Annotated in this window: 11 protein-coding genes; all 11 read right to left on the bottom strand. The window is 46.5% G+C overall.

All coding sequences use genetic code 11. The features are described 5' to 3' along the window. Positions 1-304: 304 nt before the first annotated feature. Positions 305-1,417: an undecaprenyldiphospho-muramoylpentapeptide beta-N-acetylglucosaminyltransferase gene (murG, locus tag UQ64_RS03045; RefSeq protein ID WP_060622050.1), complete on the bottom strand. Its 1,113-nt coding sequence runs from the start codon at positions 1,415-1,417 to the stop codon at positions 305-307. A 5-nt stretch (positions 1,418-1,422) separates the two neighbouring features. Beyond that, positions 1,423-2,520 (bottom strand): stage V sporulation protein E, encoded by a 1,098-nt coding sequence (gene spoVE / locus UQ64_RS03040; RefSeq protein WP_042130238.1) that lies wholly within the window; start codon positions 2,518-2,520, stop codon positions 1,423-1,425. A gap of 54 nt (positions 2,521-2,574) precedes the next feature. Beyond that, entirely contained in the window at positions 2,575-3,996 is a 1,422-nt protein-coding gene (gene murD, locus UQ64_RS03035) for a UDP-N-acetylmuramoyl-L-alanine--D-glutamate ligase (protein ID WP_060622049.1), read from the bottom strand. 3 nt (positions 3,997-3,999) lie between these two features. After that, entirely contained in the window at positions 4,000-4,965 is a 966-nt protein-coding gene (gene mraY, locus UQ64_RS03030) for a phospho-N-acetylmuramoyl-pentapeptide-transferase (RefSeq protein WP_042130241.1), read from the bottom strand. A 21-nt stretch (positions 4,966-4,986) separates the two neighbouring features. Continuing rightward, positions 4,987-6,393, bottom strand: coding sequence for a UDP-N-acetylmuramoyl-tripeptide--D-alanyl-D-alanine ligase (locus UQ64_RS03025; RefSeq protein WP_060622048.1), 1,407 nt, complete (start codon positions 6,391-6,393; stop codon positions 4,987-4,989). Then, positions 6,390-7,877 (bottom strand): UDP-N-acetylmuramoyl-L-alanyl-D-glutamate--2,6-diaminopimelate ligase, encoded by a 1,488-nt coding sequence (locus tag UQ64_RS03020; protein ID WP_060622047.1) that lies wholly within the window; start codon positions 7,875-7,877, stop codon positions 6,390-6,392. The genes UQ64_RS03025 and UQ64_RS03020 overlap by 4 nt, the downstream gene beginning before the upstream one ends. A 150-nt stretch (positions 7,878-8,027) precedes the next feature. After that, positions 8,028-9,953 (bottom strand): stage V sporulation protein D, encoded by a 1,926-nt coding sequence (locus UQ64_RS03015; protein ID WP_060622046.1) that lies wholly within the window; start codon positions 9,951-9,953, stop codon positions 8,028-8,030. An 80-nt stretch (positions 9,954-10,033) separates the two neighbouring features. After that, positions 10,034-12,265, bottom strand: coding sequence for a penicillin-binding transpeptidase domain-containing protein (locus tag UQ64_RS03010; protein WP_060622045.1), 2,232 nt, complete (start codon positions 12,263-12,265; stop codon positions 10,034-10,036). A gap of 45 nt (positions 12,266-12,310) precedes the next feature. Then, positions 12,311-12,703 carry a hypothetical protein gene (locus UQ64_RS03005; RefSeq protein WP_060622044.1) on the bottom strand — a complete coding sequence of 131 codons (393 nt, stop codon included), beginning with the start codon at positions 12,701-12,703 and terminating at the stop codon, positions 12,311-12,313. 23 nt (positions 12,704-12,726) lie between these two features. Further along, positions 12,727-13,680, bottom strand: a complete 954-nt coding sequence (gene rsmH, locus UQ64_RS03000; protein WP_060622043.1) for a 16S rRNA (cytosine(1402)-N(4))-methyltransferase RsmH — start codon at positions 13,678-13,680, stop codon at positions 12,727-12,729. Positions 13,681-13,716: 36 nt separating this feature from the next. Beyond that, positions 13,717-13,944, bottom strand: a 228-nt coding sequence (locus UQ64_RS02995) for a division/cell wall cluster transcriptional repressor MraZ (protein WP_425339565.1), incomplete at its 5' end; no start/stop codon positions are given.

The following is a 13,944-nucleotide window of genomic DNA, read 5'->3' as shown; positions in this document are numbered from 1 at the left end:
TCACCTCCGAGATTACCGCTCACCCACCACAAACACTTCCGTTACAAGCTCATTTGAAATGTACAAGTATAAACGTCTACGGCGTCCTTTATAAGGACGATAAGCGTTTAAGCGAGAAATATAAGGATAATGTATAACGTGAACTTATACTTTCTTATATTTCAAGAATATCCTGCACTACATCTCAGGTTTGGAAGTGTCCTGGGTGATTGTCACGATTATAGGATTATCCTATGTTCGTTCCTCCAAGTGTGTGACAGAGAGCTGCCAATAAGGAAAACCCTTATGGAAAACGATGATTATCTTAAGACTTCTTAGCCGCAAGTCTTCTGAGCTCGCTTGTAACTACTGCGGCAGAGTCTCTTTTCCCGAGTCGTTTGGAGGCCGCAGACATCTGCTCCCGCACTGCCTCAGATACGATGATTGTTTGAACCGCCTCATAAAGAGCCGTGCCGTTTAAATCTTTCTCAAGCAGCACCACAGCAGCACCTTCACCTTCCAACTGTCTTGCATTCGCCTCCTGATGGTTGTTCGTCACATTAGGAGACGGAATGAGTACAGAGGGAATACCCAGCGCTGTAATCTCAGCGAGAAAGGATGCTCCCGCCCGATTTACGATCAAGGAGGTACAAGCCAACACCTCTGGCATATTATGAACATAAGGAAGGACATGCAACCAGTTTGGTAAGCTACCGAGCTTTTGACGCAATTCCGCCCGGGTCTCTTCAAAATAGGGTTCACCTGTAACATACACATAATGAACTCCATTACCCTTACCCACTAATGGGGCCATTTCAATCATGGCTCTATTAATAGCCTTAGCTCCCTGGCTGCCGCCAACCACCAAAACAACAGTACTGCCATCCGAAATACCCAGCGATGCGAATCCACGTTGTGGACTTGCAGTAGTAACTGTTGTAGCACGTGGATTACCAGTATAAATCACATGTTTGCTCCCCGGAAAAGAGGACTCTGTGCCTTCAAAGCTTACGGCAACTGTACTCGCATACCGACTCAGAAAGCGATTGGTTAGACCTGGTATAGCATTTTGTTCATGGATCAAAGTAGGAATTCCTAACCGGGATGCAGCATAAACAACCGGACCACACACATAACCGCCTGTTCCAATCACAACATCTGGCTTAAACTCTCTTAACATTTCTTTGGAAGCCTTAACGCCCTTTAAGAAACGCATCACGGTCTTGACGTTGTCCATGGACAGCTTGCGCCGAAAGCCAGTGATGTCGATAGATTTGAAAGGGATATTCTCTTGGGGGACCAGCTTACTCTCTAAGCCACGCGTTCCACCAATATACAGGAAGGTAGATTTGCTATCTTCCATCTCCATTTGCCTAGCAACAGCGAGCGCAGGATAGATATGTCCACCCGTGCCCCCGCCGCTTAATACGATACGCATCTCTTTCACCTCGCAAAACGGGATAAGTTCAATAGAATGCCTAGGGATGTCAGCATCAGTGTAAGCGAAGATCCACCATAACTAATCAGAGGAAGCGTGATGCCCGTTACAGGCATTAGACCGATAACAACACCAATATTAATAATGACTTGCACAGCCACCATACAGACGATGCCAACAGCCAAATAGCTTCCAAAACGGTCAGGCAGACTCATCGCCACCTTCATCCCGCGCCAGATTAGAATAAGAAATAGGATCAATACAGCCAAACCACCAATAAATCCAAGTTCTTCGGCCAATATAGAAAAAATAAAATCAGTTTGCGGCTCAGGTACATAACTGTACTTCTGCCGGCTCATTCCTAATCCAAGACCACCGAGCCCCCCAGGACCGATCGCATATAGCGACTGAATAATCTGGTAGCCTGCTCCAAGGGGATCGGACCAAGGATCAAGAAAAGCGGTAATCCGCTGCAACCGGTAAGGCGCTGCTGCAATCAAAGCAACAAACCCTGCCGCTCCAGCTACTCCAAGTGAAAGTAAATGCTTCATTCTAGCCCCTGCTGTGAAGACCATCATCAAGGCTGCACCAAACATAACGGTACCTGTACCCAGATCCGGCTGCAGCATGATTAGCGCGAAGGCTGACCCAATGAGCGCAAGTGGTGGGAGCAAGCCGCGTGTGAAGGAAGTGATGTCGTATTCCTCTTTTCCTAGCCAATTGGCTAAGAATAGAATCATCCCCATCTTCATGAACTCGGAAGGCTGAATCCCGAAGGAGCTAATTCCTAGCCAGCTGCGCGCCCCCCCGCGTACTACACCAATACCAGGGATAAGCACAATAACAAGTAAGAAAAAGCAGATCAGAAGCGCTGGCTTAGCCAGCTTTTTCAGCACCCTGTAATCGGTATTCGCCGTAACGAACATTGCGACCAGTCCTAGTCCTGCAAACAAAAGCTGTCTTTTTACAAAGTAAAACGAATCTCCATAATTGCGGAAGCCCAGAACGGACCCGGCGCTGTATACCATCACCATGCCGATCACCAGCAAAGATAGAATTGGAATCAGCAACCAAATATCGGGAGCATGACGAGTTTTGTTCATCAGGAGCACACCTCTTGCATCCGTAGTAGGGATGGGGCTTATCCACCCCCCTACTTAAAGGTTATGCACCGCCTCTTTAAAAATACGCCCGCGCTCTTCATAGGATGTAAACATATCCCAACTTGCACAGGCAGGAGACAAAAGAACGATATCTCCTTCTTCCGCCAGAGCGGAAGCTTCCTGCACAGCTTGTTCAAGCACGGCGGCGGCACTCTCCCCATTATCGACGGAGATAATCTGCTTTAATCCTGCCAGCTGCGCTACATTCGTTAGCTTGTCCTTAGTTTCCCCTAACGCCACTAACGCTTTAACACGTCCGCTCAGGACAGGCAGCAGCTCCAAATAATCGGAACCACGGTCTAATCCACCAGCGATCAGCACTACGGGGCGTTGGAAGGACGTTAATGCCATAATCGTCGCTTTGGAGTTCGTTGCTTTGGAGTTATTATAATAAGTGGCTCCAGCCTTATCAGCCACATACTCCAGCCGGTGCTCCACACCGCGAAAGGAAGCAAGCACTTCGCCCAATAAAGAGGGGTCAGCTCCAGCAGCAATGGCAATTCCACATGCAGCCAGTGCATTTCCCACGTTGAAACGTCCTGGAAGGCCAATGGAATCCACATCAGCAATGATTGTTTCTTGGTCTGCAGATTCGCGATAGATGATGCGGCGCTTCAGATCGTCGTCTTGACCCGTAATATAAGATGGGCTAACAAACACACCATAAGTGAGCTCCTCGGACATAGAGAACGGAAGAATAGCAGCTTTCATATACGGCACAAGTTCCCGGCAAAAAGGATCGTCCCAGTTCAGCACAGCCGTATCCGTAGCTACTTGATTGGCGAACAGCTTTGCTTTGGAATCGACATAATCCTTCATGCTCCCATGATAATCCAGGTGGGTCTCCGCAATATTCAACAAACAACCTATTTTGGGGCGGAAAGTCTCCGTACCTTTGAGCTGGAAGCTGCTGAGTTCGACCACCATCCAGTTATCCTCTGTAGCTTCTTGCGCAGCCTCACAGAGAGGCGTGCCAATGTTACCTGCAACAATCGGATTCATACCTGCAGCTTCCAGCATTTGACCTACCCAGGTCGTCGTTGTCGTCTTGCCATTGGATCCCGTGATGCCAATCATCGGCGCTGCACAAAGACGGTAAGCAACCTCTACCTCTGTAACTACTTCAATGCCAAGCTCAAGAGCCTTTTGCACAGGAGGCGCAGAATAAGGAATGCCTGGGTTCTTAATGACCAGACTTACACCTTCATGAATCAGTCCATCCGGATGCCCACCGCTTATAACACAAATTCCCAAAGATTCCAATTCGGAAGCTTCGGGACTTTGATCTCTTTCCTTTTTATCGTTCACCGTAACTACAGCGCCTCGATCATGCAGCACTTTAGCAACCTGGACACCGCTTTTTGCGAGCCCAAGAACCACAACTTCTTCACCACGGTACATATCTGGATGTTTCATTCGCTACAACCCCTTGCTAATAAATAGTCCAACAGCGGCTAATACCAAACTTACCGCCCAGAACGAAATTACCACTCGCCACTCCGACCAGCCACCAAGTTCAAAATGATGGTGAATCGGGCTCATTCTGAATACACGTTTGCCACGGGTTTTGAAAGAAACCACCTGTATCACGACAGATAACATTTCCACCACAAACACACCGCCAATAATTAGAAACAGCAGTTCACTCTTTGTGACAATAGCAATCGCACCTATCGCGCCGCCAATACCAAATGAACCTGTATCTCCCATGAATACCTTAGCAGGATGGGCATTAAAGACCAGAAACCCGAGAACGGCCCCGATCATTGCCGCTGCACACACTCCAGCTGCAATTGAGGTTGCCTGCATCGCTACAACAGCATAAGCCGCCAAAGCAATCGCACTTACACCAGACAGCAAACCATCTACTCCATCGGTAAAGTTAACGGCATTCGTTACTGCCATCATCATAATAATAATGAATGGATAGTAGAAAAAGCCGCCCCAGTCGAAGCTGAAATCAGTACCTGGCACACTGATACTTGTGCTATGCCCAGCAGAAATCAGCAGACCGCACATCACTGCACCTACCAATAGCTGCCCGAACAATTTTTGACGCGCCGTAAGGCCCAAAGAACGCTTGAATACGATTTTGATATAATCATCCAAAAATCCGATCAGTCCAAAACCTAACGTAGCCACTAGTAGTACGTAAAAATCGTTATTCACCACAGAAAATTTCAGATAAGCCAATGTAAAGGCTACGATGATTACGATACCGCCCATCGTCGGCGTTCCCGCTTTCTTTAAATGGGATTGCGGTCCGTCATCTCGCACCTGCTGTCCGAATTTCATCCTGCGCAGTAGCGGAATGAAGAGCGGAGCGGCAATGACCGCAAGGATAAAAGAAACAGCAATAGTCAATAACAATAGTTGATAATCCATGGGTGCACCCCCTCCATTTAATTAGGTCTCTTTAATCTCTTTATTAAGGCTCTGAAGCACTTCCTCAAGCCTCATCCCTCTAGATCCTTTGAACAGTACAATATCCTTGGAACTGCATTTCTCGATAAGGACGGCTGTTAATTCTGACTTATCCGTAAAAGCCAGCACACGCTCGTTACCGAATCTTTCCTTTGCAGCTTCTGCAATATGGACTGACAATGGACCAAAGGTATATACAAAATCAGTCACTGCGGGGTCAAGGTAGTAGCCAATTTCTTTATGAAACTGTATTTCATCAGGCCCAAGTTCCAGCATGTCCCCCAGTACTGCGATTTTTTTGCCTCTGCATTTCATAGTTTGAAGCACATCAATGGCCGCCTTCATAGAAGTCGGACTAGCATTATAAGCATCATTCAAAAGTGTAAGTCCGGAAGATGTCTTAATTACTTCAATCCGCATGCCTGTCAACTTAAGTTTACTTAACCCATTCTCTACATTTTGTTCCGTAACCCCAAAATGGCGAGCAACCGCTAGTGCAGCCAACGCGTTAACAACGTTATGCTGGCCTGGCAGCGGTAATGTAAAAGCATGTTCCTTATGAAGGCTTGACGTAAACGTCATACCACCACTATGGGACATCATCCCTGTCGGATAATCATCATTATCCCCGTTTAGGCCGAAACGGAAGGATACCATCCCCTCCGGAGCCTTAAAAGTGGACTCTTGCATTACCTCAGTCAGCAGCGGTTCATCACCGTTATAAATTAGCAGTCCACCTGGCTTTAGCCCTTCGACTATTTCCAGCTTGGCACGGGCGATTTCTTTGCGGGATCCCAGTTGCAGCAGATGCGACTCACCTACATTAGTAATGACTGCAATATCTGGTGCAGCCAAAGAAGCCAGCAGAGCAATTTCTCCCCGCGAGCTCATACCCATTTCAAGAACTGCAATCTCTGTATCCTCAGCCATGGATAGAATCGTGAGCGGAAGACCAATATGATTATTGAAGTTTCCCTCTGTCTTGTGCACCTTGTACTGCATTTCGAGCAAGGCCATAATGATATCTTTTGTCGTTGTTTTGCCATTGCTGCCCGTAACAGCGACAACCTTCGGAGCGACCTCATTCAAATACGCAGCGGACAACTTCTGAAGCGCCTCTAGCGTATCTTCAACAATAATGACTCCGCCACCCTCAGGTGCAGGACCTTTATCACGCTGCCACAAGGTCCCTGCAGCACCAGCAGCAAGAGAGGCAGCAGCATAATGATGACCGTCGAATTTGTCTCCCGTTAAAGGGACAAACAGGCAGCCTGTAGTAATCTTACGGGAGTCAGTAACGACGCCCGTAAGAGGTATATTCATAGCTTCGGCAGCAGGAGGTTCACCTGCGCACATCGCAGCAATTTGTCCCAGTGTTCTTGTAATCAATAGCTTCGACCCCTTATAACTTCTTTAGCGACGATGCGGTCATCGAAATCGTGAACCACTCCGCCAATCAGTTGATAGGTCTCATGACCTTTCCCCGCAATCAATACTACATCGCCAGAGCTTGCCATTTCAATAGCCTTCCCGATTGCTTCTCGGCGATCAACAATCATATGATACCGGTCAGAGGTGACTCCATCCTCTACTAGTCCCGCTTCTATATCCTTCAGAATTAGCCCAGGGTCCTCCGTCCGAGGGTTGTCAGAGGTTACGAATATCATGTCGCTATATTTTGCGGCTATCTTACCCATTAAAGGACGTTTCGTGCGGTCTCTATCTCCTCCGCAGCCAAAGACAGTAAGCACTTTACCTGTAGCAAATTCGCGTACCGTTCTTAATACATTTTCCAGCCCATCTGGTGTATGTGCATAGTCCACGATAACGGCATATTCTTGCCCCTCATCCACTGACTCCACCCGTCCAGCTACCCCATCAATCGCCTCAAGACTAGTCTTGATATCTGACAGTGACACATCTTCCAACAGCGCAGCCGTAATTGCTGCAAGTGCATTATAGACATTAAACTTACCAACCATACGAAGCGAAATGTCCGTCTCACCCTTAAACGTATCTACATGGAAAAAAGTTCCTTTTGCGGTGATCGATATTTGCGAAGCTCGGACATTAGCGTTGTTATCAATGCCATATGTAATCACTTCCGCCGCAGTTTGGGCTGCAAAATAATGGCTAGCTTCATCATCAGCATTAAGCACCGCATATTTGCGTTCTTCTTTCCAAGGAGAGATCACATTTCCTAGTCTAGAGAAGAAAAGACCTTTAACCGCCCGATACTCCTCCATTGTATGATGATAATCCAAATGATCCTGGGTTAAGTTCGTAAATATTGCCGTACGGAAGTCCGCACCCTTCACACGTCCTTGCTGAAGCGCGTGGGAGGAAACTTCCATTACGCAACATTCCACACCTTTGGAGGCCATATCATGAAGCGAACGCTGAAGATCTAGCGATTCTGGAGTGGTGCCTGACATAGGGTAGCTTTTGCCGTCATAGCGCATTTGAATGGTCCCAATCAGACCCGTCTTCATATTCTGGTCTTGCATAATCCGCTCAATAAGATAAGTCGTTGTTGTCTTGCCATTTGTACCCGTAACCCCGATCATTCTCATTCGGCTGCTAGGTGAGCCAAAGAATGCATTCGACATAACAGACATCGCAAATCGGCAGTCATCCACAACGATCTGTGGAATATCAAGCTCTAGCTTATGCTCACATACGATAGCGGCTGCTCCAGAGGCTACAGCTTGCGGCGCAAATTTGTGTCCGTCTACGGTGTGACCCGGTAAACAGATAAACAGATCTCCCGGACTTACACGGCGGGAATCCGTCTGAAGATCGGTAATCTCCACCTCCCCATCCCCATATAGGCGCGAAGTAGCAAGACAAGCAGATAATTCAGTAACTTTCATAGTAATCCCTCACTCTACATTTTCGGATAACAAGCTAAAACGCCTTCGGCGTCCTTGGACGGTAAGCGGTTATGCGAGAATTATAAGGATAAAGTATAACGTGAAACTTATACTTTCTTATAATTGAACTTAAACCTTATACCTTTATCACTATTCACTAGAAGCTCCCATATAAATCCTTATGGTCGAGCCCTGTTCAACTCTTGCCCCAGCTTTCGGAGCCTGATTGATGACCGTATTGCCGGATCCTGAACGCGCCAGATTAAAATTCATATTTAAATCCTCATAGATATCTTGCACGGTTGCACCTGTAAGGTCAGGCACGGTCATAATCGGAGTTTCCCCATACTTATAAGTTTTGGGGAGCTGGTCACTGCGTTCCGGAACCTTCATATAGTGCAGCGAGTCCTCCAAAATATTCTGTACAATTGGAGCCGCAACAACACCACCAAATTGAATCCCTTTCGGATTATCAACCGCAGTATACACAACAATTTGAGGATCATCTGCAGGCGCAAAGCCTATAAAAGAAACAATATGCTCCGTTGGAGAATAACGTCCGTTAATGACCTTCTGTGCAGTACCTGTCTTACCACCTACACGATAGCCGTCTATGAAAGCCGGCCGTCCCGTGCCTTTGGCAACTACGCTCTCAAGTGCTGCCCGCACCTTCTTAGATGTTTCCTCCGAGATGACTTGCCGCATAAGCTCTGGCTTTACCTCCGATACGGTTTCTCCAGTTTCAGGATTAACCCATGCTTTCGATACATGTGGTTTATATAGATTTCCACCATTGATTGCCGCGGATACCGCAGCAATCTGCTGAATAGGTGTAACCGAGACTCCTTGGCCGAAGGCCGTAGTCGAAAGCTCTACCGGACCTACTTGACTAAGCTTGAACAGAATCCCATTAGATTCTCCGTTCAGATCAATTCCCGTTTTGCTGCCGAAACCAAAATCACGAATATATTTGAAGAGTGTTTCTTTACCCAGCCGTTGCCCAAGAGCAACAAAACCAGGGTTACAGGAGTTCTCAACCACCTGAAGGAAGGTTTGACTGCCGTGGCCGCCTTTTTTCCAACAGCGCAGCTTCGCACCCGCCACTTCGATAAAACCAGGATCATAGAAATGATCATTTTGCAGGTCTACCTTGCCTTCTTGCAGTGCTGCAGCGAGTGTGATGATTTTGAAAGTCGAACCAGGTTCGTAGGTCATCCAAATCGGCAAATTCCGATTATAGATCTGCGGATCGTATTCCTTATATAGACCTGGTTCATACCCCGGTCTACTAGCCATGGCCAGAATTTCACCATTCTTCGGATTCATCGCTATCGCCCAAGCACCCTGCGCCTGATATTTTACCATAGCTTGATCTAGCTCACGTTCCATAATGGATTGAATCTGTTTATCAATGGTCAATTGCAGATTAAGTCCATCCTGAGGGGCAGAATATTTCTCCGATGATCCAGGCATGAGTCTTCCACCTGCGTCAGACAAATACGAAATATTGCCTGCTATACCTTTAAGCAAATTATCGTATATGTTCTCGACTCCGGTAATCCCTTGGTTATCAATCCCTGTAAAGCCTAGTATATGCGCGGCAAGATCACCGTAAGGATAATATCTTTTGCTATCCTCAGCGACAACGATGCCCGGCAACTGCAAATCACGGATGCTCGCGGCAAGTTCCATCGTAATTTTGCGGCCGCCGGGCTGTAGTTTCACCGACATTGATTTTTTAGTCAGCAAGCTCATCAGCTTCTCCTCGGTCATCCCAAGCAGAGGCGCCAATTGCTGCGCTGTCTTTTGCTTCTCCTTCACCTGCACAGGCACCGCATAAACCGTAGGCGTACTGATATTATAGGCCAGCGGTATACCTTCACGATCCAGGATTTCACCACGCTTGGCTGTAAAAGGAATATTGCGGCGCAAGGAATCTTCTACCTTGTCACTTAATTTCTCGCCTTGGGATAATTGCACATAAGCAAGACGCACGACCAGCGAACCGAATAACACTGCCAGCCCCAGCAGCGTCCACAACATTCTCCGCCGTGTTACGACCTTCGAAACCTTCATTCCGTTCTCCCCCGCTTTCACCTATAGACATGAGCTCTTATCTTCATGACTATTCGGGACAAACAGGGGTTAGAACAAGCCTATGGCCCATTATCCGATTCTGTACCCTCATCAGCAGCCGAAGTTGCAGGAACATCTTCACTGTCATCATTTAGTGGTTTCAGCTTCAATGTAAGTAGTGGCTTGCCATTCTTTGTTCCTTCAATCTGCTCGGAGACATATCCTTCGCCTTCTACTGCAATCTCCACTTTTAGAAGTGACAGAACCTCAAGTGCATCACGCAGCGACTCTCCTTGCAAATTAGGAATAGTAGGCTTATCCCCTTGCTTGCTTAATAAGTATATACGCTGGCCTGGAGAAAGCTTAGTTCCAGATTCTGGATACTGGCTTTCCACAGAAGCTTCTACACCTACAACTTCAAAATCAAAACCTTGATCCAAAAGCGTCTCTCTTGCTTCCTTCATCGTCTTGCCCTTCAAATCAGGTGTGGTCCGGAGTACAGGCGCTTCAGATTTAACCGTTTTTTTACTGTCTTTATCATTAGTTTCAGTTGCTAACTTTGGAACTCCCATGTATTGCAGAGACTGAGATACGATTTCTTTAAATACAGGAGCTGCAGCTTTACCACCGCCAACCTCAACGTTCGGTTCATCAATAATAACAATAACAGCGATTTTTGGATCATTCACTGGTGCATAACCAATAAAGGAGACCAGTACTTTGGACTTCACGTAATCCTTACCTTCAACTTTGATAGCTGTTCCTGTCTTACCTGCCACACGGTAACCTTCAATGTGAGCGTTGCGGCCTGTCCCTTTGACTTGGTCGGCAACTACCTGCTCCAAGTATTCACCGGTTTTCTTGGCACTTGCCTCATCAATCACCTGACGCACTTCACTAGGCTGAGTAACCTTAGTCTCTCCGGTGTTTGGGTCCGTAACCTCTTTTACCACATATGGAGTCATCAATTTCCCACCATTGGCGATAGCAGATACAGCAACTAACTGTTGAAGCGGGGTAACTAGCACTTTACCATGCCCATATGAGAGTGTAGCAATTTCGATAGGACGTCCAAGGTTAGGGTTAACAACCCCACTAGCTTCCCCTGGCAAATCGATTCCTGTCTTCCCGTTGAAGCCGAAATCATCAATATACTGTAAAAGTCTATCTTGTCCGAGCATTTCATAAAGCTTTACAAAAAGAACGTTACTAGACCGCTTCACACCTTCCAGGAAACTGATTTGCCCCCAACCGGCACGATTAATATCATGTAACGCCTTACTGTACCCCTTAATTCTGATAGATCCTGACAGAAATGTAGCTACGGGATCAAAAAGCTTCTCTTCTACAGCTGCAGCAAGTGTAACAATTTTGAAGGTCGAACCAGGCTCATAAGTTGATTTGATAGCATGATTGTAGAAACCCGCTGCATCAGCACCTGTATCCATATATTTATTAGGATCAAAGGTAGGCATATTCGCCATCCCCAAAATTTCCATCGTATTCGGATCAGCGGCAATGACACTCATACTTTTCGGCTTATATTGCGCATATGCCTTTTCCATAGCCTCTTGTATATATTGCTGGATCGTACTGTCGATTGTAAGTTTGAAATCACTGCCATTTACTACGGGTTTATAGGTATCTTTTGAATCTGGCAGCTTAACCCCTTGACCGTCACTTTGATAAAGCAGCTTACCATCTGAACCCTTAAGCTGTTCATCCAAGGATTTTTCCAGCCCCATAATCGCCTTGCCATCACGATCTGTATAGCCTAATATATGCGCAGCAAGCGAACCCTTAGGATAGTATCGTTTCTGCTCTCTAACAAGACCAATGCCAGTTTCTTGAATTTTATGTTCTTTACCTAACGCCACATAGAATTCTTTCACCTTATCGGCAAGATCCTGATCAATTTTCCAGCCTTCGTTACGAACTTCACGATTCTTGAGGTATTTGCCGTTCTCGTCTTTAGCTTCAACCAGCTTCCGCAGCTCATCTTCTGGCTTGCCGAGTAGCTCATGCAATCCCTTTACGACCTCATCACCAATTCCCTTTTCAGCAATGACTGCCGGGTTTACAACCACAGTATAAGCAGGGACATCACTTGCGAGCACACTCCCATTACGGTCAGAAATCGTTCCTCGCTCTGCTTTGATAGTCGAACTGTGCGCCCAAAGTGTAGCGGCCTTTTCTTGCCATTCTGAACCCTCCATAATTTGAATCCAGAACACTCTAGCTATCAAAACAAGAAAAAAGAGGGTAATACACCCTCCTATAAACAGCGTGCGAAGTTTTATTCTCTTTACCATAAGCGAACCTCACAATTTTTTTATTGCGATCTTGCCAATCGCTCACTAATTATCGCCTTCAGTCGATAGCGGACTCGCCGGAATAAAGATGGTAGCATTTTCATCCGGAGCTACGTAGCCAAGATCCTTTGCCTTTTGGGCAACCTTCTGCTCCAAATTCTGCTTCTCCATCTCAAACGTGGAAATTTGCTTCTTAGCAGTCGCTATATCCATATCTAATTTCTGGGCCTGCAAGTTCAAATCATAAATATGAACGTAACGTGAAATCAGGGTGATAGCCACCAAAACGCATACTCCTAGCGTCAGCATATACAAAAGTTTCTCTTGCAGCGGAAGTACTCTTCGTTTGGTAACTACTTTTGTCTTCTCGCGGTAAAGGGGGTTTATCTCTTCTTTTCTTTTGGGCTGAACTGCTAAATTGCCGCGGGTATAGGCCATCTCTGACTCTCCTTTATCGTCAATTACAATTTTTCTGCAATGCGCAGCTTAGCTGAACGGGCTCGAGTATTAAGCTCAAGCTCTTCTTCAGAAGGCACAAGCGGTTTGCGGTTGATTAACTTAAGCGTGCCTTTCGCGCCGCATACACAAAACGGAAAGTCAGGCGGGCATGTACATCTGCTTAAATAGCTGCTTAATATTTGCTTGCAAATCCGATCCTCGAGTGAATGAAAAGTGATAACGGAGACTCTACCCTCTGGTGCAAGGCAACGCACTGCGCTATGTAATCCTTCTTCAAAAGCACCCAACTCGTCGTTAACAGCAATCCGTAAACCTTGAAAACTACGTTTAGCGGGATGCCCTCCCGTTCTTCGTGCAGCCGCCGGAATACCTTCCTTGATAAGCTCTGCTAATTCTCCTGTGGTCTCCACAGGACTTTCTTCTCTTCTGTCTACAATTTTCTTAGCGATTCTCCGCGAGAATTTCTCTTCTCCATATTGGAAAAGCACACGGGCAATCTCCTGCTCGGACCACGTATTCACAATATCAGCAGCCGTTAAAAGCGCTGACTGATCCATGCGCATGTCCAGCGGAGCATCATGATTGTAACTAAAGCCTCGTTCCCCTTCGTCAAACTGGGGTGAGGATACGCCAAGATCAAAGAGCACTCCATCTACTTGGGGAATACCATCTTTTTGTGGCACAAAGGGCACATCCTTAAGTACACTCTCCAGATCACGGAAGTTAGTCTTAATAGTCACAACCTTGTCTCCGTATTCCGCTAATCTTTCTTTTGCGTTCTCCAAAGCCCAATCATCTTGATCCAAACAGATTAATCGGCCTTCGCCGCTAAGTTTGGAAGCAATTAATGCGCTGTGGCCTGCTCCACCGAGAGTGCAATCTACATAGATTCCGTCTTTTTTGATGTGCAGCCCTTCTGTCGCTTCTTCTTTAAGCACCGTGATGTGGTGAAACAAGCTGCATCCCTCCAGGACAGTATTCGATATTATGTTTTATAGATCAAAATTGAAATCCACCAATTTTTCGGCAATTTCGTTGAACGATTCCTCGGACTGTTCGAAGTACTGCTCCCATAGCTCTTTGTTCCAGATTTCCACCCGGTTCGAAACGCCCAGAATAACACAGTCTTTGTCCAGTTTGGCATACTGCCTTAAATTGGCCGGCAGATTTACCCTTCCCTGTTTATCCCATACACATTCTGTTGCGCCTGAGAAAAAAAA

Origin of the sequence: Paenibacillus etheri (genome assembly GCF_001012825.1) — a bacterium.
GTDB classification, from domain to species: Bacteria; Bacillota; Bacilli; order Paenibacillales; family Paenibacillaceae; genus Paenibacillus_AQ; species Paenibacillus_AQ etheri.
This window is presented reverse-complemented; position numbering and strand designations above follow the sequence as displayed.